The following is a 23,079-nucleotide window of genomic DNA, read 5'->3' on the forward strand; positions in this document are numbered from 1 at the left end:
GGGTCACCTCACGACGATCACGAGGACGGCCAGCGCCGCGAGCAGGGCGAACCCGACCGAGGCCTGCGCGTAGTACTGGTGGATCTGCCCGGTCTGCGGACGACGGGCGGCTCGGCCCAGCGCGCGGGCGCCGTCGGCTAGCCCGGCTACGGCCCGGTCGACGCCGCGCTCACCGTGCCCGGCCACGACCGCGGCCAGCCGCGAGGTGGCACTCGCCGCGCCCGCCGGGACACGGGCGAGCACGCGGTCGTCGACCACGGCCAGAGCTGCTCCCAAGGTCACGACCGGGCCGACGACGTAGCGGAGCGCGAACGCCTCGAGGCCGAGCCACCGGTCCAGCAGGCCTGGCGTCGGGACGCGCTCGGCGAACCGCCACACCAGCAGCACGCCGGCACCGGCCAGGACGCCGGAAAGCACGAGCTCCCAGACCTGCGGAGCCGGGTCCGGCCGCACAGGGCCCAGTGCCAGGATTCCGGCCCCCGCGGCGGCGAGGGCGAGCACGACAGTCGTGGTCACCGCCGGGAGCGGTATCCGGACCGGAGCAGCACCGGTGGCCGGGCGGTCGGCGGGTTGCCAGGCGAACCACAGTGCGCGTCCGCTGTAGAACGCCGCGGTCCACCCGGCGACCAGTCCGACCAGGTACAGCGCGGGCGAGGAGCCCAGGGCGGCGGCCAGCACGGCGTCCTTGCCGACCCAGAGCCCGAACGGCGGCAGCCCGGCCAGCGTGAGCGCACCGACGGTGAATGCGGCCCCGACCACGGGGTGCCGCCGCGCGGCCCCGCGCAGACCGCCGGTCAGGCTGCGGGTGCCGAGTGTGGCCAGCCACAGGCCGGCGACCAGGAACAACAGGCTCTTCGCCGCGGCGTGCGCCACGGTCTGCAGCGCCCCGGCCGACACACCGGCCGTCCCGGCCGCGAGCACGATGAACCCGATCTGTGAGCAGGTGGAGGCGGCGAGCAGCTGCTTGAGATCGTCCTGGACCGCGGCGACCAGGCCGAGCAGCAGCGCGGTCGCCACCCCGATCCACGCCACGAGCGGGGCCGCCCAGCCGGCGGCTTCCAGGGATGGGGCGATCCGCAGCAGCAGGTAGCCACCGGCCGCGACCATCGTCGCGGAGTGCAGCAGCGCCGAGGTCGGGCTGGGTCCGTGCATCGCCCCGGACAGCCAGAAACTGAACGGCAGCTGCGCGGATTTCCCCAGCGCGGCGACGACGACACCGGCGACCGCGACGTCGCCCCAGACGCCGTCGAGACCGGCCAGATCCGTCAGCGCCATCGCGCCCGCGCCGCCGGCGAGCATCGCCCCGGCCGCGACGTAGAGGCCCAGGTCGGCGGCCCGTGTGGTCAGGAACGCGACCGTGCCGGCGCGGGCGGCCACCCGGTCGTCGAGCCGGTAGCCGATCAGCGCCCAGCTCGTCGCGCCCATCACCTCCCAGGCCATCAGCAGCGCCGGCAATGTCGTGGCGGTGACGGTGACCAGCATCGCGGCCGCGAAGACCAGCATCAGGCCGTGGAACCGGCCGGTCCGCAGGCCCGGCTCGGCAGCAGCGACGACCAGCGCGGCCAGCAGCACCGCGGCGACCAGGACGACCAGTACCGCCGAGAGCCCGTCGACGGCAAACCCGGCCCGAATACCGGCCAGCAACGACACCTCGGACGCAGGCCGCGTCGCCGCGGCGGCCACGGCGAGCGCCAGGGTGGCCGCCGCCGTGGCGACACCGGCCGCGGTCGCGCCGCGGGCCGGGTGGGCCAGCAGCAGCACCGCGCCGGCGACAGCCGGGAGGCCGATGAGCACCGCGAGCAGCACCGCTCAGCCCTCCAGCTCGGTGGCCGAGTCGGTCATGTCGATCCGCTGGGCACGGTAGATGGCGGTGACCACGGCGAACCCCATCGCCATCTCGATCGCCATCGCGGTCACCACCGCCACCACGATCACCTGGCCGTCGGAGGCCGGGGCGAGGAAGTACCAGAACGCGGCCGCGGCCAGGATGATCCCGTTGATCATCAGCTCCAGGCCCATCATCAGCATCACGATCGACTGCTGGGTCAGTGCGCCGAACAGCCCGATACACAACAGTGCGGCGGCCACGAGCAGGAACGCCTCGAGGATCATCGACCGACACCCCCACCGGCCGGGTCATCGGCTCGCTCGGCGTCGAGGTCGTCGCCGAGCCGGTCGTAGCGGCCACGCCCGGTGGACAGGACCACGGTGGCCACGATGGTGGCGAACAGCGTCACGCCGAGGGTCATCATGGTCAGCATGTGGCCGCCCATCAGGGCCTCGCCCAGCGCGACGGTCGGATCCGGCGCAGGCACACCACGGCGCTGCGGCCAGTCCACGACGAGGATCCCCGCGGCCAGTCCGGTGAACACCAGGCCCGAGATGACGGCCGCGCCGCGGGTGTTGTGAAACATCGACATCGGCATCAGCCCGGCCGGGTTCATCATGAACATGACCATGAACACGGCCATGATCACCATCTCGATGATCATCATCAGGATGATGACGACACCGAGGTAGGCCAGCCCGGTCATCAGCACCATCGCGGCGACCGCGAGGAACGACACCAGCAGGCAGAACGTTGCGCGCGCCATCGAGTCGACGACGAACACCAGCACACCGGAGGAGATCGCCAGGAGGCTCAGCACGCAGAACACGGCGAGAACCATCTACATCCCTCCCCTGGCCAGCACGACAAGTGCGACCACGAGCGCCTGCACGATCGTCAGCGGTACGAGCACGATCCAGGAGATCTCGGCCCAGCGGTCCATCCGGATCGTCGGGAGCCGGTGGCGCAGCCAGACCAGCACGACCAGCACCGCGGCGGTCTTGAGTAGCACCCACGCCCACGCAGGTAGCCACGGCCCGTGACCGCCGCCGAGGAACAGCGGGACCGCCATCGCCGCCGCGGCCACGAGCAGCAGCCGGCGCCCCCCGGCGAACAGCAGCCGGTCCACACCCGCGAGCTCCGAGCCCGCGCCCCCCGCGGTGTCGCGGGCGACCGGGGCATCGAACGGCCCCCAGAACGCCATCGCGGCCGCGCTGAGCAGATAGGCGACGAACGCCGCCGGCATCAGGACGACGAACCACAGGCCGGCCTGGGCGTCGACGATGTCGGTGATCCGCAGGCTGCCCGCGGCCAGGGCTGCGGTGATGATCGCGAACATGTGCGGGAGCTCGTAGGACAGGCCCTGGGCGACGAACCGGTACCCGCCGACCAGCGACAACGCCCCGTTGGGCCCCCACCCGACCAGCCACACCGCCGCCCACGCGACGACCTCCATCGCGTTGAACCACACGACGCCGACCGACAGGTCGACCAGCGGACGTTCACCGAGCGGGACGACCGCTGCCGCCAGCACCGCGGCGACGATCAACGACACGATCCCTGCCCACCGCAGCAGACCATCGGCGGCGAGCGTGCTGCGCCGCTGGCCGACCAGCAGCCGCACCGTGGCGCGGACCGGTTCGACGGCGGCCGCGGCGGGCCCGACGGGTCGCCCGGCGGCCCGGCCCGCCAGGGCGCCGTCGAGTGCGGCGAGGAACCAGACGGCGGCGATCATCAGGGCCGGGAGCAGCAGGGTCGTGGCACTCATCGTTCGCCCGGCTCCCGGTCGCGGAGGCCGGCGGGGGTCGCTGCGCCGTCGACGTCGGGATCGAGTGCCGCGACCAGCAGCCGGGCGGCGGTGAACTCCGCTCCCGCGAGACGCCCGCCGAGCTCGGCGAGGACCGGACGCTCCGGCTCCCCGACCGTCCGCCCCGCGGCGTGCGCCTCGATCCGGGCGAGGCGACGCTCGAGCAGCTCGGCCACGTCCACGCCGTCACCGAACTCCACCCTGCGCAGCATCAGCCGCAGTACGCGGGACCGCCGGACCAGGCGCAGCAGCCCAGAGAGGCCGTCGGCCGGTTCACCGGCCCGGGCACGGTCACGGAGGTCGCGTGCCCGGGCGGCCGGGCCCGGCCAACCGGCGACGGCGAGGACGCGGGCGACCACATCGAGGTCACGTACCGCCGCAGCGACCGGCGCCGAGGGTCGCAGCTCGGCGACGTCGAGGACGCGGGCCTCGGCCGAGGAGATCACGTCGCCCTGCAACTCGACGTCGATGACCAGGCCGGCCGGCCAGTCCGGGAGCACCGGACCGAGCGGCAGATGGAGCACGTCGAGTGCCAGACCGTCCCGATCCTCCGCGACGTCGGCCATGGCCAGGCCCCCGGGCAGCGGCATGTCCATGTGGTGATGCTGGTGGTCGCCGGCGTGGCCCGAGTCGTCCTCGTGGCCGGAGCCGCTGTCCGCGTGCTCGGCGTGATCGCGTTCGTGGTGCTCGTGCCGGCCATGAGCGGTATCCCCGCCCTGGTCGGGCGGCTCACCGTCGCCGGCATGGCCTGAGTGCTCGTTGAGGTGGGCTTCGTGACCAGCTGCGTGCGTATCCTCGCCGTGCTCGCCGTGCTCGCCGTGCTCGCCGTGCTCGCCGTGCTCGCCGTGCTCCCCCCCCCCCCCCGTGCTCGCCGTGCTCGCCGTGCTCGCCGTGCTCGCCGTGCTCGCCGTGCTCGCCCGTGCTCGCCGTGCTCGCCGTGCTCGCCGTGCTCGCCGTGCTCGCCGTGCTCGCCGTGCTCGCCGTGCTCGCCGTGCTCGCCGTGCTCGCCGTGCTCGCCGTGCTCGCCGTGCTCGCCGTGCTCGCCGTGCTCGCCGTGCTCGCCGTGCTCGCCGTGCTCCGGCCCGTGCTCGCCGTGCTCGCCGTGCTCGCCGTGCTCGCCGTGCTCGCCGTGCTCGCCGTGCTCGCCGTGCTCGCCGTGCTCGCCGTGCTCGCCGTGCTCGCCGTGCTCGCCGTGCTCGCCGTGCTCGCCGTGCTCGCCGTGCTCGCCGTGCTCGCCGTGCTCGCCGTGCTCGCCGTGCTCGCCGTGCTGCGCGGGGGCGGCGTGTGATTCGTCCGCCACGTCGGAGACGGCAGCGGCAGCTATGGCTTCCTCGCGAGCAAGTCGAACATCCGCCAGCCGTGTGGGGAGCCGATCGAGCAGCCGCTCGAGGTGCGCGGTCGTAGCGTCGTCGCCGAGGTCGAGCCGAACCCGTGGCGCGGGGATCCCCCGCCAGAGGCTCTCGACGACCTCACCCAGCTCAGGTCCCGGATGCCCGGCGACGAGCAGCACATCGGCCTCAGCTGGGCTCGTCGCCTCCGGCCACCCACGCCGCCTGATCAGGAGTTCGGTATCCATGCGCAGCCCGGGGCGACCGGGCACCGCAACGAGCAGGACGTGCGGCACCCCAGCCGCGAACCTCAGCAGGACGGCAGTCAGGTCCATCGCAGGGCCCCTTCGCGCCACGCGTAGACGACGCCGGCGAGCAGGATCGCGAGAAACAGGAACATTTCGACGACCGCCGCCGTCCCCATCGTCGCGACGACGACGGCCCACGGGTACATGAAGATCATCTCCATGTCGAAGGCCAGGAAGATCATCGTCACCGCGTACCAGCGGACGTGAAAGCGCGAGACCGCATGCTCCACCGGCGGCAGGCCCCCCAGATGTGGCAGGCGGCCCTTCAGGACGGGCCCGACCGAGACCAGTTGAGACATTCCAACGACTACTGACACGACCAGGACGCCTGCGCCCGCAAGGACCGCCAGCGGCACAAATGACTCCACCTCGCACCCCCTGATCAGCGGCAACAGGCGCGTACCCTACCCGGGCACAGCATCTGTGCAAGTCACACTGTCGTGGTCCTTACCCGTTGGCGTTGCCGGTACTCGCGGCGTGGGGACCAGGGGGTGGGGGGCCACCCGCGCCGTGCCCGAGGCCACGCTGACCGTAACCCGACACAGCTGGGCCGGGCACTCGACCACCTTGATGCGGGTACCCCCTAGGGGTACAGTGCAAATGAAACGAGGAGGTAGGCGATGCAGCACGGTTACGCCGACAACAAGGAAGCGCACGTCAAGCGGATGCGCCGGATCGAGGGCCAGGTCCGCGGGATCAGCAAGATGATCGAGTCGGACAAGTACTGCATCGACATCCTCACCCAGGTCTCCGCGGTCAACAAGGCACTCGAGGCCGTCGCGCTCGGCCTGCTCGACGAGCACCTCAAGCACTGCGTCACCGATGCCGCCGCCGAGGGCGGGGCGGTCGCCGAGGAGAAGATCGAGGAGGCCAGCGCGGCCATCGCGCGCCTGGTCCGGTCCTGACCGGCCCTTCACAGCCCCGGCGCAGGGTGTGGCATCACCGCCCCGGGCGCCGAAGCCAACCGCGGCCCGCGCCGCGGGCCGTCACGAGAGAGGTATCCGAGCCATGAGTACCGCCACCTACACCGTCACCGGCATGACCTGCGGCCACTGCATCGCCTCGGTCACCGAGGAGATCAGTGAGATCGTCGGCGTGACCGATGTGGCCGTGGATCTGCCGACCGGCGCGGTCACCGTCACCGGCGAGGGCGAGGTCTCCCCTGACTCCGTGCGCGCCGCAGTCACCGAGGCCGGCTACCAGGTCGTATCCGACTCCTGATCACGACCTGACCACCTACCCGGTACGGGTCACCGAGGCACGCGCTGCCCCAGCGGCGCCACCGACGTCCACCCGGATCGGGTCCGACAAGAGGGAACGATCCCATGAATACCGTCGCGCGACTTTCTGCCTACGGTGCGGTCGCTGTCCTGCTCGGCGCAGGAGCCTTTGCGACCGGATCCGCTGTCGATGTCCCGACCGCACACCTGCAGCCCGCTCCCAGCGGCGCCGCCGGTCACGCGGGCGGCTACAGCGCTCCTGCCATCGCGGACATCAACTCACCCGCGCACAGCGAGGGGGGACACCAGTGACCGCGACACTGCCGCAGCCCGGCCAGGACGTCCAGGAGATCGAGTTCGCGATCGGTGGCATGACGTGTGCCTCCTGCGCGAACCGGGTCGAGCGCAAGCTCAACAAGCTCGACGGCGTCACCGCCACCGTCAACTACGCCACCGAGAAGGCCAAGGTCTCGGCCCCGACCGGGGTCGACGCCGACCGGCTGGTCGCGGCCGTCGCCTCCGCCGGCTACACGGCCACGCTGCCGACCGATCCGGCCGCCGATGCCGATGCCGGTGGCGATGCCGGTGGCGGGGAGAACGAGGCGCTGCGCAGCCTGCGGCACCGGCTGGTGGTCTCCGCCGTGCTCGCGGTGCCGGTCATCGCCATGGCGATGGCGCCAGCACTGCAGTTCGTGAACTGGCAGTGGTTGTCGCTGGTTCTCACCGTCCCGGTCTGGGCCTGGGCGGGTGCGATGTTCCACCGGGCGGCCTGGACGAACCTGCGCCACGGCGCCGCCACCATGGACACGCTGATCTCCATGGGGACCACCGCGGCGATGGCCTGGTCGGTCTACGCCCTGTTCTTCGGCACCGCCGGGATCCCTGGCATGACCCACCCCTTCACCTTGTCGGTCTCCCCGACCGACGGCGCCGGGAACATCTACCTCGAGGTCGTGGCCGGCGTCATCACCTTCGTCCTGGCCGGGCGCTACTTCGAGATGCGCTCCAAGCGCCGCGCCGGCGCCGCGCTGCGCGCGCTTCTCGAACTCGGCGCGAAGGACGTCACGGTCCTGCGCGACGAGGACGGGCGCACCATCGAGAAGCGCATCCCCACCTCCGAGCTCGCGGTCGGTGACCGGTTCGTCGTCCGCCCCGGCGAGAAGATCGCCACCGACGGCGAGGTCGTCGAAGGCCGCTCCGCGGTCGACGCGTCCATGCTGACCGGCGAGTCCGTGCCGGTCGAGGTCGCCGTCGGCGACACCGTCGTCGGCGCCTGCGTCAACGCCGGGGGCCGGCTGGTCGTGCGGGCCACCCGGGTCGGCTCCGACACCCAGCTCGCGCAGATGGCGAAGCTGGTCGAGGACGCCCAGAACGGCAAGGCCGCCGTGCAGCGCCTCGCCGACCGCATCTCCGGGGTGTTCGTGCCGATCGTGATCGCCGTCGCCGTGGTGACGCTGGCCTTCTGGCTCGGCGCCGGTGTCGGCGCGACGGCCGCGTTCACCGCCGCCGTCGCCGTCCTGATCATCGCCTGCCCGTGCGCGCTGGGCCTGGCCACACCCACCGCGTTGCTGGTGGGCACCGGGCGCGGCGCCCAGATGGGCATCCTGATCAAGGGCCCGGAGGTGCTGGAGTCCACCCGACGGGTGGACACCGTCGTGCTGGACAAGACCGGCACTGTGACCACCGGCAAGATGGCACTGGCCGGAGTCCACACCGCCGACGGGGTCGACGAGGCCACCGCGCTGCGGCTGGCCGGGGCTCTGGAGAAGGCCTCCGAGCACCCCATCGCCGCGGCGATCGCCGACGGCGCGACCGAGCGCACCGGGGACCTGCCGGGCGTCGAGGACTTCACCAACCACGAAGGCCTCGGCGTGCAGGGCGTGGTCGACGGCCACGCCGTGCTCGTCGGCCGGCCCCGGCTACTCGAGCAGTGGTCGACCCCGCTGTCCGGCGCACTCGCCCACGCCGCCGCGACCGAGGCCGCGCAGGGACGGACCGCGGTCGCCGTCGCCTGGGACGGTCAGCCCCGCGCCGTGCTCGTCGTCGCCGACACGATCAAGGACACCTCCGCCGAGGCGATCGCCGAGTTCCGCCGCCTCGGGCTGACGCCGGTGCTACTGACCGGCGACAACCAGGCCGTCGCCGAGTCGGTGGCCGCCGAGGTCGGGATCGCGGCCGGCCCGAACACGGTGATCGCCGACGTCATGCCGGCCGACAAGCTGGCGGTCATCGAGCGGCTGCAGAGCCAGGGCAAGGTCGTGGCCATGGTCGGCGACGGCGTCAACGACGCCGCCGCACTCGCCCGGGCCGATCTCGGTCTGGCCATGGGCACCGGTACCGACGTCGCCATCGAGGCCTCCGACATCACCCTGGTCCGCGGCGACCTCCGCGCCGCCGCCGACGCGGTCCGGCTCTCCCGCCGGACACTGACCACGATCAAGACCAACCTGTTCTGGGCCTTCGCCTACAACACGGCCGCCATCCCGCTGGCCGCCGTCGGCCTGCTCAACCCGATGATCGCCGGCGCGGCCATGGCGTTCAGCTCCGTCTTCGTCGTCGGCAACAGCCTGCGACTGCGCCGCTTCCGAGCACGCGCTACCTGATCACAGCACTCCCGACAGAGGTGGTGCGGCCGGCCCGGCTGCACCACCTCCTCGTGTCGAGGGCCCGCCGCCGATCGCTCACAGGCCTGGAAAATGCGTTCCGCGACCGGGCGAGACGTGCGGATTCACGTGTCCGGTGAGCTGATGCGGGCAGGGCCGTACCCGGTGACGAGGAGTTTCCACCCGGCCGCTCCGCAACGCAGGCGCGCCGTGCAGCCACCAAGCGCCCAGCAACGAGGTCTTACCCGCGACCGCCATCGCGGCGGCCGGCGATCACCCCCGCGGCAAAGCCGATGATCAGCGGACCGAGGACGAAGGCGACCTCGGCAACAGGCCGGTCAGCGCGAGCAGGCTGCGCCGGCTGTCGAGGCCGTCCACGCCGAGGCCATCGACGTCCGTGATGATGTAAGGGCGTCAACTGGCCCCGACTGCCCAGGAGCGCGAGGCTGACAATTCCGGCAGCCAGATAGCAGAACAGCGCCGTCACCACCCGCTGCACGCCCCGGTGGGCGAGAGCCCGCCGCATAGCGCATCAGCACGGTGTCCGCTGCGATCGATCGGCCTTCATCGACGGCGTCCCGCGCCGATCGAATGGACTTGTGTCCCTTCGTCAGCACGATTCATGTCGGCTCGACGAGCCGCTCGAGGGCGGGCCGCAGGACGCGCTCCAGGTCGGCAGCCGTGGCATCCGCCACCGCCGGAACCCCCACCAGGTAGCGGCTGATCGTCAGTCCCAGCACGCACGCATTCAGCAGAGCCGCGCGCAGGGCAGCATCCGGCCCGCCGATCGTGGAGGCAACCCGTTCCTGCGCGGCGCCCATCACCTCATCGCGCAGTACCGCCTGCGCCGCAGGGTGAGTGAGGCAGCTCCGCAGCAGCGCCTCCGCCGCCGCACGCCGCTCAGGATCCTCGAAGGCAACGAGTACGTGGTCCAGCGCAGCCTGCGGCAGCTCGGTACGAGTTGCGCCGACGAGCTCGTCGACCGGCGTGCTCCACCGCGCGGCCGCGGCGAACAAGGCCTCCTTACTGCCGAAGTTCTGCATGACCAGCGCGGGATCCACGCCCGCCCGATCCGCCACCGCGCGGATGGTCGTGCGCTCGTAGCCGTGCTCGGCGAACAACGCCCTGGCCGCATCGCGGATCACCGTCTCGCTGCGTCGTCGTCGCTCGGCCCTCGTCGCAGGCCCCGCATCTCCACTCACGGCTCTCACTCTACAGACGTTGACCGACGGAGGAGGTTCACTCTACGGTCGTTGAGTCGAACTCGTGAAGGAGACTGATGACCCCGCCCCTTGCGGCATCAGGTAGGAGCGCTCGGCGCTGGTTCGCGCTCGCGGTGCTCGCCGGAAGCCAGCTGCTCATCGTGCTGGACGCGACGATCGTCAACGTCGCGCTCACCGACATGCAGGACGACCTCGACCTCGCCCCCACCGCCCTGCACTGGGTGGTCACCGGGTACGTGCTTGCCTTCGGAGGCTTCCTGCTGCTGGGCGGGCGGCTCGCCGACCGCGTCGGCCGCCGCCGCATGTTCATCGTCGGTGCCGCGGTGTTCGGCACCGGATCGCTGCTCGCCGGACTGGCCGAGACCGCCGTCGTGCTGTTCGGCGGCCGGGTGATACAGGGTCTCGCCGCGGCCGTGCTGGCGCCCGCCGCCCTCTCCCTGCTGATGGCGGTGTTCCCGCCCGGCCGCGACCGGACCCTGGCACTGGGCGTGTGGGGAGGAGTGTCCGCCAGCGGCACCGCGCTCGGGCTGATCCTCGGCGGGGTCCTGACCGAGGCGCTGTCGTGGGAGTGGGTGTTCTGGGTCAACGTTCCGATCGCCGCGATCGCCGTCGCCGGTGCCAGGGTCGTCCTGCCCGACAGTCCTCCCGAGCAGACCGAGCGGTTCGACCTCGCGGGCGGCGTGCTCGCCACCGCCGGGCTCGCCGGACTCGTCTACGGCCTCGTACAGGCTGCCGAGTCGGGTTGGACGTCGGTGCCGGCGCTGCTCGTTCTGGTCATGTCGGTCCTGGCTCTGCTCGCGTTCGCGCGGGTGCAGGCCGTGCGCCCGCACGCGCTGGTTCCCCTGCGACTGATCCGCAACCCGACGGTGCTCGGCGGAAACCTCGTCGGGCTCATCCTCGGCGCCGCGATCTATGCACTGTTCTACTTCCTCAGCCTGTTCATGGGCGGCACCCTCGGCTACGGGCCGGTCGCCGTGGGGCTGGCCTTCCTACCGATGACGGCCGCCATCGCGGTCGCCTCGACCGCCGCGGGCAAGCTGCTCGCCCGCACCGGCGCGCGATCGCTGCTCGTCGCCTCGGCGCTGCTCGTCACCGCCGCGCTCGCGAGCCTGTCCCGCATCGCGCCCGACAGCACCTACCTGAGCACACTGCTGCCCGCCTTCGTCCTCGCCGGATGCGGCCTCGGCCTCGCCTTCGTGGCACTCACCACCGCGGCCGTCGGCTCTGCCACGCCGGGGGACAGTGGCGTCGCCGCGGCCTTGTTCAACGCAGGGCAGCAGGTCGGCGGGGCGATCGGACTTGCAGTCCTCACCGCCGTCAGCACCGCCCGCACCGCGAGCCTGACGCCCGAGGACGCGGGTCCGTCCCGCAGTGCAATCACGCAAGGCTGGTCACTCGGATTCCTTGTCTCGGCCGGCATCATGTCGGCCGGCCTACTGATCACGTTGGTGATGATCAAGGATCGGAGCCCCAACCCAGTGCCAGGACAGCGGTGACCGACTGGACGGCGGCCCTCTCTCCGGGAAGCCCATCGCGCGTGGCGATCGAGCCCACGCTGTGGGCGGCTATCCTGAACCGTCGTCACAAGGACGGTCAGCACGTGCTGCGGCAGTGGTAGGCAGGCGATGGGGAGAGGCGGGGCCGAGTGAACACTGATCCTGCAGCGGCGCACGTCTCCATCGGACTCGGCAACTTGGAGCGCGCCGTTCTCGACGCCCTCTGGGACGCCGAATCCCCGCAACTCGTGCGGGACGTGCTGGCGACCCTCAGCGACGCCGATCGGCCGTTGGCCTACACCACGGTGCAAACGGTGCTCGAGAAGCTGGTCCGTAAGGGATGGGCCCGCCGCCAGCGGTCGGGTCGTGGTTTCGCCTACATCGCCTCGACCAGCAGGGAGCAGACCGCGGCACGGCTACTGCATTCGCTGCTGCGCTCAGCCGACGAGGTCGACGCGGCGCTGCTTCATTTCGTGGGGCTGTCCTCGGACCGAGAACAGGAGGTCCTGCGGCAAGCACTCACCGACGACGACCACACCTGATCGGCACGGCGCATCCGGCTCCATAGGCCACCGCTAGACGCCCCACACACAGGCGAGAAGCAGCGCCACCGTGGTAACGCCAGCAGCGACCGTCGATGACGCCACGCCACCGACGGCCACGGTGACCCGACCTGCTGTTCGTAGCACCCAACTGCGCTGCCGAGGATTCGACGACAGGCGTCGCAATCGAGCTTCCACGGCCGTCTCCGACGCGTACAGCGCTCGTGGCGGTGCTGCCATCGCCGATGCGGCGGCGACCTTCAGCAGCGCGCCCCGCAGGACGGACCGCCCGCTGACCCGGGCGGCCTCCTCGTCTGCGACCAACTCGACCAGACGCCTGACCGCGACGGGTAGTTGCCGATACAGCGGCACGAATCGGGCGACGGCTCCCACGGCGTCGGCGAGAACGACGTGCAGGTGGTGGCGGCCCGCCAGGTGCGCCCGCTCGTGTTCCAGTACCGCATCGACCTCAGCCACTGTCAACCTGGTGCGTAGCCCCGTGGTCGCAACAATCGCATTGGCCCGACCACCCACGCTGAAAGCAACCGCGCCGGCATGTTTCACCCACAACACATCATGCTCACGATGTCCGAGCAGATCGAGCGTCTGCATGGTCGTGGTCGAGCGATCGCGGCTGGCCACGGTCCCGCGCCGGACGCGCTGCCCAAAGCGGAAGGTGAGAAGTGTCAGCGCCCCCAGCAGGCCGATCCCCACGCCCGTGTCCTGGTGTGCACTGGTCAGGCGCAAGATCATGCGGCACTGCTCGACCAACCACATCACCGGTGCGGGCCCGGCATGGCCCGGTATGAGCAGCACGGCGACTGCGAGACCGGCGCTGGTGAGGTTGCCGAGGACCATCGACCACCACAGCCACAGCAAGCACAGCGGGTCGCTGTTGGTCGACTCCAGACGCGTCAGAACACGTGGTGCGAACGTGGCGGTCAGCAGGGCTCCGGCGACCAGCAGAATCGACGTCGTCACACCACGCTCCCTGCCCTGGATCGTCGGCGACTGGGCCGACTGACCCCCACATGCTAGCGACCACCACCGCACCGACTCCGAAGGGACGTCGGCGAGCGGGTGGTGCGATTCGTCCTCACGCCTGCGGCCCCTCCGGACGCCCAGGCCGCAGACGCATGTGCCTTGCAATAGCCCAATGATGGCTCATGCTTGCAGGCATGACCGACACGCAGGGTGGCCGGTGGGCCGTTGCAGCACCGCGCCGGGCGCGGGGTTCACTTCTCGGTTCCGTCTACGTGGTGGGAGGTCTCCACCTGGTGGGGTGGGGGGTGCTGATCGTCGCGGTGGTTCCGCAGAACCTCAGCCTCGGATCGGAGGGAGTGTTCGATATCGGGGTGGGACTCACCGCCTACTTGCTCGGCGTTCGACATGCCTTCGACGCCGATCACATCGCGGTGATCGACAACACCACACGCAAACTCGTTGGGGACGGTCGGCGCGCCGAGACCGCCGGGTTCTGGTTCGCGCTGGGCCACTCGAGCGTCGTGTTCGGCTTGAGCATTGCGCTTGCCTTCGGCCTGCGTGGGATCGGCGGTGCCGTTCAGGACGGCGGCTCCAGCACGATCGCGACCTTCGAGTTCATCGGCACGGTCGCCGCTGCGGTCTTTCTGATTCTCCTCGGCGTGACCAACCTCAGCGCAGCGATCCGCATCGCCCGCATGTACAGGGCTGCGCGCCGGGGCCGGCTCGAAGACAACCGACTGGAGGAGCACCTCCGTCACCGGGGCCTCGTAGCTCCCTTGCTCGGCGGCGTGATCGATCGGATCCGCTCGCCACGGCAGCTTTATCCAGTCGGACTACTCATGGGGCTGGGATTCGATACCGCATCCCAGGTTGCGCTCTTGGTGCTCGCCGCTGGCACCGCAGCCTGGACGGTGCCGTGGTACGCGATTCTGGTGCTACCTGTCCTATTCGCCGCTGGTATGACTCTGTGCGACACCGCGGACGGCACATTCATGGCTCGGGCCTACGGCTGGTCGTTCACAGATCCGATGCGGAAACTCGCCTACAATTTGACCGTGACGGTGCTCTCGGTCGTCGTGGCTCTTGTCGTGGGAACCATCGTACTGGCCGGCCTGCTTCGTGACCAGCTTGACGCTTCCACCGAAACTCTCACCTTCCTGGCTGATATTGATCTACGTGGAGCCGGGATTGCTGTGGTGGTTCTATTCGGAGCAATCTGGTCGGTAGCCGTGTTGAGGCGCCGTTCTCGGCGCTCCCGTGCGCACCGTTAACGCAGCCGCCTTTTATCGATTGCTGGGCTGAAGTGTCATGAGCACCCGACGATCGCGCAGGCGGGATCGCTGACCCGACAATGCGTTGGAACAGGCACGGGCCCGGGGTCCGGGTGACTCCCCTCGAACCAGATAGACACGCGTATGGACCGGTACTGCCCGGTCAGCACGGTGTCTGACCGGACAGCACTGATCGAGCCGTCATAGCTGACGTAACACGTGTCGGACGGCCGCGGGGCGTACGGTTTATACGGGCACGACCGTCGGCTGTCCGTTTCGGGCAGCCGACGATTTGTCCGTCCTACGGACGTGGAAGGCGCTCCCCAGGAATGGTGCGGCTACTCTGGTCAGACTCCTGCGGTTTGGCGCGCCCGTGCACGCTCCTTGTTCTCCTCGGACGCGTTGACCACTTGCACCTTGTCCCCGGTCTGCAACTCATTGAACCAGGCCTCGGCGTCCCCGAGCTCGAGTTTGATGCATCCCGCAGATGACCGGGAACGGTCTCCACCGTGGAAGGCGACGCCACCGTCTGCGAAGAACACCGAGAACGGCATCGGTGCAGGACGGCCGTCCGGACCGTTGAACTCGCCGCTTACGTGGTCCTTTTCCTTGCGGTACACCCGGAACGAGTGCCCGATTGGCGATTCCTGTCCAGCACCACCGGTAGCGATGCGTACCGGCCCGCGGATCACCTTCCCGTCACCGATGAGCCAGGCCTGTTGTGATTCGAGATCGACGCAGGCGCGGGTCGAGACCGAACACGGCGTACCAGGGGCGGCAGGCTCTTGATGTGCCTGGGCAGCCGCGGTGTTCGAGTCGGGCGCCGCATCGGCGCCGGCGCTACCTGCAGTCACCACCACCGCGAGCGCAGCCGCGGCAGTGGCGGCGAGCGCCATCAACTTGGTGCCGTTACGAAAGTGGCGCGTCATGGATCCCTCTTTTCTGAGACCAGGAGTAGGGGCTCAGTTGCTATGACGCTCGGCAACCCATGGTGGTTGCTCGGCGAGCAGTACCCGGAACCAAGTTTTTTTCCTTGATGAACGAATGGGCAGGCTGGAACTTGCACGTGCCTGCCGAGGTACTCACGGTCCAGTCAGGCGACGTAAGAGACGACGGTCATCATGCCTGCTTCTCCGTGGTAGATATTGTGGCAGTGCGTCAGCCACTGACCGGGATTGTCCGCATCGAAGTCCACCTCGACAGTCTGGTTGGGTAGCACCAACACAGTGTCTTTTCGGGGACCCCGGCCGTCGGGGCCGACCACTTGGAAGGTGTGTCCATGCAGATGCATCGGATGGAACATCGTGGTCGTGTTGACCATGCGAAGGCGCACACGTTGGCCACTTGAGATCGGCAGGCCGCGAGCCGGATCGTATCGCTCTCCGTTGATCGTCCAATCGTAGAGGTCCCCGGGGCCGGCCAACACCAGATCGTGCACCACATCGGGCGAGCGCCGCTGTAGCGTCACCGGCTCGGCGGAAGCGAAGGTCTGTGACAGAACCGCTGACCGGGACATCAGTGCGGAGGCCGCAGCTTCGGTGTCCACCGGCGATTTCTGCGGAGTCGACAGCCTCACCGCAGCATGGTCGTTCTTGCCTTCGGCGATCCCGATCAGCACAGCCGGGGCCTCGGGAATGGTGACGACAGCGTCGATTCGCTCGCCCATTCCGATCACCACTGCCTCGACGTCGGTAGGGGCAACGGGAAATCCGTCGGTGTGGGTCACCGTCATTGGAGCGCCAGGGACACCGACACGGAAAGCCGTGTCGCCGCCCATATTGATCATCCGGAAGCGCACACGTTGACCGGGACGGACGTCGAGGGTGGTCGGCGCGGAACGTGTGCGGCCGTTGGCGACGTAGTGCGGATAGGTGGTGTCGCCGGCATCCCCGCCGAGGACGGACGACGTCGGCATCTGCATCCCACCATGGTCCCCACCCATTCCCCCCATCCCGCCCATGCCGTTGCGGAGCAGCCCGGCCAGAACCTGGTCAGGATCTTGTCCCGTGCCGTCAATCCAATCGTCGAAGATCACGACGTGCTCGAGGTCATAGTCCCCGGGCTCAGCCGGGTCGTCGATGATGAGTGGCGCATACAACCCACGGTCGAGCTGGGTACCGACGTGCGGGTGGAACATGTAGGTACCCGCATGAGGCAGCGTGAAGAGATACTCGAACGAGCCGCCGGGGGGAATCTCGGGCTGGGTCAACACGGGGACGCCATCCATGTCATTGCGCAGGGCAATACCGTGCCAGTGGACGGTTGTCGGCTGGGGCAGCTGGTTCTCCAGGCGCACCTTCAGCGTATCTCCCACCCGAGCACGGATCTCCGGGCCGGGCAGAGCGCCGTTGTAGGTCCACGTCGACACCGTGCGTCCGCCGATGTCGACCGTGCTGGGCTGCGCCTGAAGGGTGCGTGCCAGAGTTCGGCCAGCCGTGGCTCGCCGCGCCTGCTCGGTAGCCTCGACCTCTAGACCGCCCGGGCCGATGCGATCGGTCAGCGCGACGGTTCGGGGGCTCGCCACCGACTCGCCACAGCCGGTCAGTAGCAGGCCCGCTCCAACACCGCCGGTGGTGCCCAAGAATCGCCGGCGACTCCAGGTGGTAGCACTGCGCCGACCGTTGCTCCCGGCGTCGTGGTTCATCGCCGAGCCCCCTGGCCTGGCTGTCTCCGTGGACAGTCCGCAGGATCCTTCGACGGCATGTCGGCCGCGTCCATCGCCGAGTACTCCTCTGTGTGCACTGTGGTCGGTGCCGGCAACGCGGGCAGCACCGCCCCTCGGCAGCGCATCGAAATGGTGTGCCCATGCCAGCGTATCCTACGGAGCGTAGTAGATCGCGTCGCGGCGCCCTGCAGGCGGGTCGGCCCGAACGATGCAGTCTTCGAGCAGGTACTCGGCGCCACGCCCTGGTCAACGCCCTCGACTTCTCCGCTCTCACGCCCAAGTGCACCTCCAGCTACTATGGTGCGTAGGAGTTGGGGCTTGGAGGCATGATCAGCATGGGACGTAAACAGAAGCGTCGTGCCGCTCGGCGGGCGAAGCAGTCCGGTCGCGCTGGGGCGACGGCGGTCGACCTGGCTCCTGGCTTCCAATCTGGCAGCGTTGCTCCGTCGTCGGAGCTGATCAGCTCGGCCCGACCGTCGACAGGTGGCCCGCGCCGCCGTCCAGTAGCAGCGCCGAAGGTGACCGACGGCAGTGGTGTCGAGGCCGCCAGCGCGTCAGGAGCGGCCGCACTCGACGTCGACGACGGCAGTCCGAGCCGCGGGCCCAGCGCGCTCGAGGTCACGAGAGTCGGGTGCGAAGAACTGCATGACACAGACCCTCAGTCGTTGGGCCTGAGCTACACCTTCCGCGCCCCGTCCAGCGGTGCGCCCGGACCGGTCACGGTCCAGTTCGACGGTGTTCACCGCTCCTCGACCGCCGGGGCGCCAGACACCTTCACCACACACGACGTCATCGACCCGGTCCTGCCCAGCGCCGGGCCCATCACGCTCACCCGCCGTGTCGAGAACATCCCTTCCGGTGAATGGGACGTGACAGCCTCCATCGTCGCGGGGCCCGCAGACCTGCGACGGGCCTCGTCCGCCACAGCGTCCGGCCGCACGGGCTACGCCCCGGTCGTCTCGGCGAAGGCGCCCGGGACACGCTTGGGCTCCTGGCCGGGGCTGGTTGGGCTCGGTGCGGTCGTGGCCCTGGGGCTGCAGTCGGCGTTGGTGCTGCGCAGCGGTTTGCCGATGGTGGCGGTGCTGAGCACGTCGTTGCTCGCCTGCTTCGTCGGGCTCGTCGGCGCCAAGGTCTACTATCTGGTCGAACACCGAGATCGGCCACGCACAGGGCCGGCTCGATGGACGGGCATGTGCCTGCAGGGGTTCGTGCTCGCCGCGATGGCAACGATGATCATCGGTAGTGTCGTCGGCGAAGTGCCGGTCCTCGCTGTCCTCGATCTGAGCGCTCCCGCCCTCGTCATCGGTGCAGGCATCGGCCGGCTCGGATGCTGGTTCGGGGGCTGCTGCGCTGGGCGACCGACAGCGTCGCGCTGGGGTCTGTGGTCCTCTGATCGCCGCCTCGGGATGCGGCGAGTCCCTGCGCAGTTGATCGAAGCAAGCGCCGCTGCCGGGATCGGACTGGCGGCCGCAACAGTGGCTTGGTCAGCACGACCGGCGCCGGTCGGCGCCCTGTTCGTCGCCACACTTGCGGCCTACCTACTCGCACGCCAGCTCGTGTTTCCCCTGCGATCACTACCGCGGAACACCCGATACGGCCGTGCCATCATTGTCGTGGCAAGCGCCGTGGCGGTCACCGTCGCGGGCGGCCTGCTGGTCGTCTGATCCATGCCGAGCCGTAGGAGCAGGCGAGGCGCAACCCGTCCCGGCGTCATCGCCCCCGAGCTAACAAATTGTCGAACGCCGACGGTCCCCGCCAGCCACGCTATCGACCGCGGCAGTCGTCAGCACGCAGATGTCGAACGCGCCCGATTCGACGATCCGCGATTGGGGGGCTACCGCCCAACGTCGGCGACCGGGTGCCGAACCGCTGGATGTGGTACCCCCGTCCGTGCAGTCGCTCGTTTGAGTATCCGAGGCGGTATCAAATGATTGTGGCCCGCTGATCCTGTTGTTTCGGAGGTGTCTGTGCTCGAGGATGCGGACTCGTTGCCACGTCGACCGGGAAATGTACCTGCGGACCTGTGGCATTGGATCGTCGCCGAAGTTGGCATCGACGTAGCACAGCATGTCGATCCACAGGTCGCGGTCGTCCTCGCCGCGCGCCTGGCCATTCGACGAGGGCCACCCGGAACGGAATCGGCTGAAGCGCTACGCCTGTGGCCGTGGTTCATCGACAGCTCGCGTCGTCTGGCTCAACAGCAGGAGATGATGTTTATCGAGTGCGCACTCGCCGCAGGCTGGACTCACGATCAGGTACGCACTGCCGTGCTGCTCGACACAACGGTTGAGCTAACCGAGCACCTAACAGAGCTGGAGCATCAGATCTTTCGTGAAGCTCGACCGCCCCAACCCTACCGCTGAGGTGAACCGTCCTGGGTTCGCGAGAGGCTGAGGTTCAGGCCGCCACGCCCCGTTGGGCGATCGTGTCAGCGTACAGCATTTCACGTTCGATAGGCGAATCGTAATCGATGGATGAGTGAAGTCGCTCATGGTTGTACCATCGAACCCACTCGGCTGTCTCGCGTTCGAGCTCGCGCAGTCCGTCCCAGTTCCGGTCGACCGCGTACGGTCCGACCAGCTCGGTCTTGTACAGACCGATCGTCGACTCCATCAACGCGTTGTCGAGCGCATCACCGACCGTCCCGATCGAGCCGGCGATACCCGCCTCGCGAAGTTCCTCGGTAAACGCCAGTGCAGTATATTGCCTGGGTTCAACCGGTCGTTGCAACACCGGGTTGTTGGAGTGAGCGTAGCTGCTCTTCGAACACTTCGGCGGGGGTCTTCCAGTCGAGGCTCTTGCGGGGCCTGTTGTTGAGCGCGAGGGCGACGGCTTCGAGATCTTCGGCGGACCAGCGCGAGAGATCTGTGCCCTTCGGGAAGTACTGCCGCAGAAGCCCGTTGGTGTTCTCGTTCGTCGGCCGCTGCCAGGGTGAGTGGGGGTCGGCGAAGAACACCTTCGTGCCTGTCTCGAGCGCGAACTGGGCGTGTCCGGAGAGCTCCTTGCCGCGATCCCAGGTGAGCGTCTGGCGGAGCTGTTCGGGCAGCGTCGTCATCGACATGGTCAGGGCGGCGTTCATCGCCGCGGCGCCGTATCCGCCCAGCGCGGGACCGTTCTTGACCGGCGGGGTCTCACCCCAGCCGTTCAGCCGCGGCAAGTGCACCAGCAGGGTCGAGCGGCTCTTGCGTTCTACGATCGTGCCGATGGCGGAGCGACCGGTGCCGATGATCAAGTCGCCTTCCCAATGCCCGGGAACAGCACGGTCCGCCGCCTCTGCGGGGCGCTTCGAGAACACGACATCGGCGGTGACGTGTCCTTGCGGGCGATTCTGCGCGCGAGCCCGCGGCTGCCGCAGCGCACGTCCTGTTCGCAGGCAGGCGACGAGTTCGCGTTTGAGCGCGCCACGGCCCTGGATGAACAGCGACTGGTAGATCGCCTCGTGGCTGATGCGCATGGACTCATCATCCGGGAAATCGACCTTCAAACGGTGCGAGATCTGCTCCGGACTCCACGCGGTCGCCCACCGCCGATCCTGCCGATGCGGCTTGTTCAGCCCCTTCCATGCTGGCGGCTCCGGCCCAACGACGATGCTGCCGTCCGGCCGGCGCACGCCCCCAGCGAGCCGCTCCTGCACGTACTCCCGCAGCTCGTCGTTGCTCGCGAGCTTCGCGGTCTTCGGTCGTTTCGCTGCCTGCTGGGCCTTCCACTGCGCCACCAGCGCTCGGTACTCCGCCTTCCCTCCCCGGGTGGCCGCGTTGCGACGCAGCTCGCGAGAGACGGTCCCCGGGTCACGCCCGATCGCCCGGCCGATCTCGCGCACTCCCGTGTTCTTGGCGTGCAGGATCGCGATCTCCTCACGCTCCTCGAAGGACAAGTAGCGGCCGCTGGGCTCGGCCAGTGAGATCGGAGGCATACCGCCAGCGTGGCGAAACCACCGTGCGCCGACCGGCACAGACACGCCCACCTTCAGCGCCGCCTCGGCTGAGGTGATGCCCGTCGCGATCAACCGCCAGAACTGCCGCTGCACCGCACGCGAGGGCTCGGGCCGCCCAGGCGAACGCATCGGGGGCCGCAACGCCCGATCCGCCCGCCACTGACGTCTAGCCCCTTCGGGCACCTCGCTCGTCTTCGCGATCCAGTCCTTCGTCGCCACTGCCGAACACCTCCATGATCGAGGTGTTGCGACGACCAGTTGAATCCGCCTTGCGATCCCGCATCCGAATGATGAATCAAGCCGTCAGCGGTGAACTCGGCCGACTCGCGACGTCGGGTCGCCAATGCCTGACCGAGCGCGCCCTGCACCAGTGGTGTCGTCTTCGCCGTCGACACCTTCCATCCGAGAATTCGACGCGAGTACACGTCAGTCACGAACGACACATAACAGAAACCGGCCGCGGTCCACACATACGTGAAATCCGCGACCCAGATCGCATCCGGCCGCGTCGGCGTGCTCCAGCCGCGTCCGACCAGATCAGGGTGTCGCGGTGCCCGCGGGTCTCGGGTCGTGGTTGCCACCCGGTGCGACCCGCGCCGCACCCCTTGAACGCCCGCGATCCGCATCAGTCGGCCGACCTGGTCCCGTCCGACGTCCAAGCCGGCGCGGCGGGCGGCACGCCACAACTTCCGTACCCCGTACACTCGCTTGTTCTTCCGGAACAGATCGACGATCGCGTTCACCAGGTACGCTTCCTCGAGTTCAGTCGGCCGCACCGGACACACCCGCCACTTGTAGTAGGTACTCGGAGCGATCTGCACCCCGTACTCGCTCAGGACGGCGCAAATCGGCTCGACTCCGAAACGGTCACGGTGACCGCCAACGTACTCACAGATCAGCGAAGTTTGCGGTCGAGCTCCGCCTGGGCGAAAAACGCGCTCTCCGTCTTCAGGATCTCGTTCGCCCGCCGCAACTCCGCATTCTCCTGCCGCAGCCGCCGCACTTCCTCAGCATCGACGCCCGCACCCACCGGTGCCGCCGTCACTGACGGGCCCTCTTCGGCCTCGACCCAATTCCGGATCGTCGCCGGATTGATCCCCAACAACTCACCCACGTGCCGGCGCGCAGCCAGCTTGGACTCACCGTGATCACGCAGACGGTCGGCGTACAGGCGCACAGCGCGCTCACGCGTCTCCGCATCGAACTTTCGAGGTGCAGGCACTGGTCCAGTCTCCTTGCCAGATCAGAGCCTCTCCACTCCCCAGGACGATTCAGATCGGCAGGAATCCGATAGAGGGTAGGCGAACGAGGAACGGGCTCGACCCGCACGAAGGGATTACCCCAGTTGGCCTGCGGAGACACACGCAGCCCGTGCGTGTGCAGATCGGTGAGCTGATCGAGATGGTTAATGGGCCGTACGGCGAGCTCGTCGCCCGGCCGTAACCGCAGAGTCGGGCCGGCGACGAGCCGTTGTAGCCCAGCGCTGCGGTGGGTTGTCCACCCAGGGTCGCGGCCAGCCGCGGTAGTCAACTCCACGGCCAGCCTGCCGTTGCGGCTGGCGAGCACACCCGGGTTGCGCCCTGCCTGCGTTCATGTCAGCTCATCCCGGCGACGCCGATACTCCTCGTCATCGATCTCGCCGCGCGCGTAGCGCTCGTCGAGGATCTGCCGGGCCGTGACCCCAGCCTCGAGGGAAGCACCGGGACCGACCACGGATCCGGAGGAGCCGCGCCCGCGAGCCAGCTGTGCCGTTCCATAAACCAGCAGTGACACCCCGAGCAGCAGGAGGATTGAAGCGCCCCGGGTCTGGTGGAGGTTCTGAAGCCACGGGAAGGTGGTCTTCGTGCCGGCACCGAGGAAGTTCAACGAC

Annotated in this window: 23 protein-coding genes, 2 pseudogenes and 1 other annotated feature; of the genes and pseudogenes, 10 read left to right on the forward strand and 15 right to left on the reverse strand. The window is 69.2% G+C overall.

Annotated features, from left to right (window positions below; translation table 11 throughout):
* Positions 1–3: 3 nt before the first annotated feature.
* Genes DMP15_RS27920 through DMP15_RS27940 form a run of 5 tightly spaced genes read right to left on the reverse strand, consistent with a single transcriptional unit; the run spans position 4 to position 4,231 of the window.
* Entirely contained in the window at positions 4–1,806 is a 1,803-nt protein-coding gene (locus DMP15_RS27920; protein ID WP_253066749.1) for a proton-conducting transporter transmembrane domain-containing protein, read from the reverse strand.
* 3 nt (positions 1,807–1,809) lie between these two features.
* Positions 1,810–2,112, reverse strand: coding sequence for an NADH-quinone oxidoreductase subunit NuoK (locus tag DMP15_RS27925; RefSeq protein ID WP_253066750.1), 303 nt, complete (start codon positions 2,110–2,112; stop codon positions 1,810–1,812).
* Entirely contained in the window at positions 2,109–2,669 is a 561-nt protein-coding gene (locus DMP15_RS27930; protein ID WP_179763237.1) for an NADH-quinone oxidoreductase subunit J, read from the reverse strand. The genes DMP15_RS27925 and DMP15_RS27930 overlap by 4 nt, the downstream gene beginning before the upstream one ends.
* Positions 2,670–3,596 (reverse strand): complex I subunit 1 family protein, encoded by a 927-nt coding sequence (locus DMP15_RS27935; RefSeq protein WP_253066751.1) that lies wholly within the window; start codon positions 3,594–3,596, stop codon positions 2,670–2,672.
* Positions 3,593–4,231: a hypothetical protein gene (locus tag DMP15_RS27940; protein ID WP_179763168.1), complete on the reverse strand. Its 639-nt coding sequence runs from the start codon at positions 4,229–4,231 to the stop codon at positions 3,593–3,595. The genes DMP15_RS27935 and DMP15_RS27940 overlap by 4 nt, the downstream gene beginning before the upstream one ends.
* A gap of 6 nt (positions 4,232–4,237) precedes the next feature.
* Between DMP15_RS27940 and DMP15_RS27945 the strand changes: the two genes are divergently transcribed.
* Both DMP15_RS27945 and DMP15_RS27950 read left to right on the forward strand, forming a co-directional pair.
* Complete coding sequence (locus DMP15_RS27945; RefSeq protein ID WP_218913772.1) at positions 4,238–4,387, forward strand: hypothetical protein; 150 nt, start codon at positions 4,238–4,240, stop codon at positions 4,385–4,387.
* 167 nt (positions 4,388–4,554) lie between these two features.
* Positions 4,555–4,923, forward strand: a complete 369-nt coding sequence (locus DMP15_RS27950; protein WP_337826740.1) for a hypothetical protein — start codon at positions 4,555–4,557, stop codon at positions 4,921–4,923.
* Between the two features lie 365 nt (positions 4,924–5,288).
* Here the strand turns inward: DMP15_RS27950 and DMP15_RS27955 are convergent, their stop codons facing one another.
* Complete coding sequence (locus DMP15_RS27955) at positions 5,289–5,570, reverse strand: NADH-quinone oxidoreductase subunit A (RefSeq protein ID WP_179763283.1); 282 nt, start codon at positions 5,568–5,570, stop codon at positions 5,289–5,291.
* Positions 5,571–5,891: 321 nt separating this feature from the next.
* Here DMP15_RS27955 and DMP15_RS27960 point away from each other — a divergent pair, with 321 nt between their 5' ends.
* The 3 genes from DMP15_RS27960 (at position 5,892) to DMP15_RS27970 (ending at position 9,094) form a co-directional block, all read left to right on the forward strand.
* Positions 5,892–6,176: a metal-sensitive transcriptional regulator gene (locus tag DMP15_RS27960; RefSeq protein WP_093357462.1), complete on the forward strand. Its 285-nt coding sequence runs from the start codon at positions 5,892–5,894 to the stop codon at positions 6,174–6,176.
* Between the two features lie 103 nt (positions 6,177–6,279).
* Complete coding sequence (locus DMP15_RS27965; protein WP_179763239.1) at positions 6,280–6,492, forward strand: heavy-metal-associated domain-containing protein; 213 nt, start codon at positions 6,280–6,282, stop codon at positions 6,490–6,492.
* Positions 6,493–6,799: 307 nt separating this feature from the next.
* Positions 6,800–9,094, forward strand: coding sequence for a heavy metal translocating P-type ATPase (locus DMP15_RS27970; RefSeq protein ID WP_312888992.1), 2,295 nt, complete (start codon positions 6,800–6,802; stop codon positions 9,092–9,094).
* A gap of 620 nt (positions 9,095–9,714) precedes the next feature.
* On the opposite strand, the gene DMP15_RS27975 is transcribed toward DMP15_RS27970, so the two are convergent.
* Positions 9,715–10,239: a TetR/AcrR family transcriptional regulator gene (locus DMP15_RS27975; RefSeq protein ID WP_218913774.1), complete on the reverse strand. Its 525-nt coding sequence runs from the start codon at positions 10,237–10,239 to the stop codon at positions 9,715–9,717.
* Between the two features lie 134 nt (positions 10,240–10,373).
* Here DMP15_RS27975 and DMP15_RS27980 point away from each other — a divergent pair, with 134 nt between their 5' ends.
* Both DMP15_RS27980 and DMP15_RS27985 read left to right on the forward strand, forming a co-directional pair.
* Positions 10,374–11,813, forward strand: coding sequence for an MFS transporter (locus DMP15_RS27980; RefSeq protein WP_179763241.1), 1,440 nt, complete (start codon positions 10,374–10,376; stop codon positions 11,811–11,813).
* 149 nt (positions 11,814–11,962) lie between these two features.
* Positions 11,963–12,355: a BlaI/MecI/CopY family transcriptional regulator gene (locus tag DMP15_RS27985; protein WP_232021794.1), complete on the forward strand. Its 393-nt coding sequence runs from the start codon at positions 11,963–11,965 to the stop codon at positions 12,353–12,355.
* Between the two features lie 33 nt (positions 12,356–12,388).
* Here DMP15_RS27985 and DMP15_RS27990 read toward each other — a convergent pair whose 3' ends face one another.
* Entirely contained in the window at positions 12,389–13,336 is a 948-nt protein-coding gene (locus DMP15_RS27990) for a M56 family metallopeptidase (RefSeq protein ID WP_179763242.1), read from the reverse strand.
* A 197-nt stretch (positions 13,337–13,533) separates the two neighbouring features.
* Here DMP15_RS27990 and DMP15_RS27995 point away from each other — a divergent pair, with 197 nt between their 5' ends.
* A complete protein-coding gene (locus tag DMP15_RS27995; RefSeq protein WP_253066754.1) occupies positions 13,534–14,610 on the forward strand; it encodes a HoxN/HupN/NixA family nickel/cobalt transporter in 1,077 nt (358 codons plus the stop codon).
* A gap of 347 nt (positions 14,611–14,957) precedes the next feature.
* Here DMP15_RS27995 and DMP15_RS28000 read toward each other — a convergent pair whose 3' ends face one another.
* Positions 14,958–15,539 carry a L,D-transpeptidase gene (locus tag DMP15_RS28000; protein ID WP_246354005.1) on the reverse strand — a complete coding sequence of 194 codons (582 nt, stop codon included), beginning with the start codon at positions 15,537–15,539 and terminating at the stop codon, positions 14,958–14,960.
* A 164-nt stretch (positions 15,540–15,703) separates the two neighbouring features.
* On the reverse strand, positions 15,704–17,254 hold the full coding sequence (locus tag DMP15_RS28005) for a multicopper oxidase family protein (RefSeq protein WP_253066755.1): 1,551 nt from the start codon (positions 17,252–17,254) through the stop codon (positions 15,704–15,706).
* 539 nt (positions 17,255–17,793) lie between these two features.
* Between DMP15_RS28005 and DMP15_RS28010 the strand changes: the two genes are divergently transcribed.
* Together DMP15_RS28010 and DMP15_RS28015 are read left to right on the forward strand one after the other, a co-directional pair.
* Complete coding sequence (locus DMP15_RS28010; RefSeq protein ID WP_253066756.1) at positions 17,794–18,939, forward strand: prolipoprotein diacylglyceryl transferase family protein; 1,146 nt, start codon at positions 17,794–17,796, stop codon at positions 18,937–18,939.
* Positions 18,940–19,236: 297 nt separating this feature from the next.
* Positions 19,237–19,638, forward strand: coding sequence for a hypothetical protein (locus DMP15_RS28015; protein ID WP_143105614.1), 402 nt, complete (start codon positions 19,237–19,239; stop codon positions 19,636–19,638).
* A 34-nt stretch (positions 19,639–19,672) separates the two neighbouring features.
* Here DMP15_RS28015 and DMP15_RS28020 read toward each other — a convergent pair.
* From DMP15_RS28020 to DMP15_RS28035, 5 genes and pseudogenes are all read right to left on the reverse strand, one after another.
* Positions 19,673–19,981, reverse strand: a pseudogene (locus DMP15_RS28020) (integrase core domain-containing protein); the annotation flags it as partial.
* A 7-nt stretch (positions 19,982–19,988) separates the two neighbouring features.
* Positions 19,989–21,338, reverse strand: coding sequence for an IS30 family transposase (locus DMP15_RS28025; RefSeq protein WP_443217716.1), 1,350 nt, complete (start codon positions 21,336–21,338; stop codon positions 19,989–19,991).
* Positions 21,278–22,431, reverse strand: a protein-coding gene (locus DMP15_RS28030; RefSeq protein WP_337826741.1) for an IS3 family transposase whose coding sequence is annotated in 2 segments (ribosomal slippage) — positions 21,278–22,137 and positions 22,137–22,431 — 1,155 coding nt in all. Because the reading frame shifts where the segments join, the coding sequence is not laid out codon by codon here. The genes DMP15_RS28025 and DMP15_RS28030 overlap by 61 nt, the downstream gene beginning before the upstream one ends.
* Positions 22,016–22,147 (reverse strand) — a sequence feature (AL1L pseudoknot). (Overlaps the previous gene by 132 nt.)
* A gap of 98 nt (positions 22,432–22,529) precedes the next feature.
* A pseudogene (locus DMP15_RS30450) lies at positions 22,530–22,775 on the reverse strand (multicopper oxidase domain-containing protein); the annotation flags it as partial.
* Positions 22,776–22,799: 24 nt separating this feature from the next.
* Entirely contained in the window at positions 22,800–23,075 is a 276-nt protein-coding gene (locus tag DMP15_RS28035) for an SHOCT domain-containing protein (RefSeq protein WP_337826742.1), read from the reverse strand.
* Positions 23,076–23,079 lie beyond the last annotated feature (4 nt).

It is taken from the genome of Pseudonocardia sp. UM4_GMWB1 (assembly GCF_017312155.1).
GTDB classification, from domain to species: domain Bacteria; phylum Actinomycetota; class Actinomycetes; order Mycobacteriales; family Pseudonocardiaceae; genus Pseudonocardia; species Pseudonocardia alni.

Bases quoted from the DNA above. Each gene is read 5' to 3' on its own strand.
- DMP15_RS27925 (WP_253066750.1), bottom strand. From the start codon at position 2,112: ATGATCCTCGAGGCGTTCCTGCTCGTGGCCGCCGCACTGTTGTGTATC.
- DMP15_RS27930 (WP_179763237.1), bottom strand. From the start codon at position 2,669: ATGGTTCTCGCCGTGTTCTGCGTGCTGAGCCTCCTGGCGATCTCCTCC.
- DMP15_RS27935 (WP_253066751.1), bottom strand. From the start codon at position 3,596: ATGAGTGCCACGACCCTGCTGCTCCCGGCCCTGATGATCGCCGCCGTC.
- DMP15_RS27940 (WP_179763168.1), bottom strand. From the start codon at position 4,231: ATGGACATGCCGCTGCCCGGGGGCCTGGCCATGGCCGACGTCGCGGAG.
- DMP15_RS27945 (WP_218913772.1), top strand. From the start codon at position 4,238: ATGCTGGTGGTCGCCGGCGTGGCCCGAGTCGTCCTCGTGGCCGGAGCC.
- DMP15_RS27955 (WP_179763283.1), bottom strand. From the start codon at position 5,570: ATGTCTCAACTGGTCTCGGTCGGGCCCGTCCTGAAGGGCCGCCTGCCA.
- DMP15_RS27960 (WP_093357462.1), top strand. From the start codon at position 5,892: ATGCAGCACGGTTACGCCGACAACAAGGAAGCGCACGTCAAGCGGATG.
- DMP15_RS27965 (WP_179763239.1), top strand. From the start codon at position 6,280: ATGAGTACCGCCACCTACACCGTCACCGGCATGACCTGCGGCCACTGC.
- DMP15_RS27980 (WP_179763241.1), top strand. From the start codon at position 10,374: ATGACCCCGCCCCTTGCGGCATCAGGTAGGAGCGCTCGGCGCTGGTTC.
- DMP15_RS27995 (WP_253066754.1), top strand. From the start codon at position 13,534: ATGACCGACACGCAGGGTGGCCGGTGGGCCGTTGCAGCACCGCGCCGG.
- DMP15_RS28000 (WP_246354005.1), bottom strand. From the start codon at position 15,539: ATGACGCGCCACTTTCGTAACGGCACCAAGTTGATGGCGCTCGCCGCC.
- DMP15_RS28005 (WP_253066755.1), bottom strand. From the start codon at position 17,254: ATGAACCACGACGCCGGGAGCAACGGTCGGCGCAGTGCTACCACCTGG.
- DMP15_RS28025 (WP_443217716.1), bottom strand. From the start codon at position 21,338: ATGCGTTCGCCTGGGCGGCCCGAGCCCTCGCGTGCGGTGCAGCGGCAG.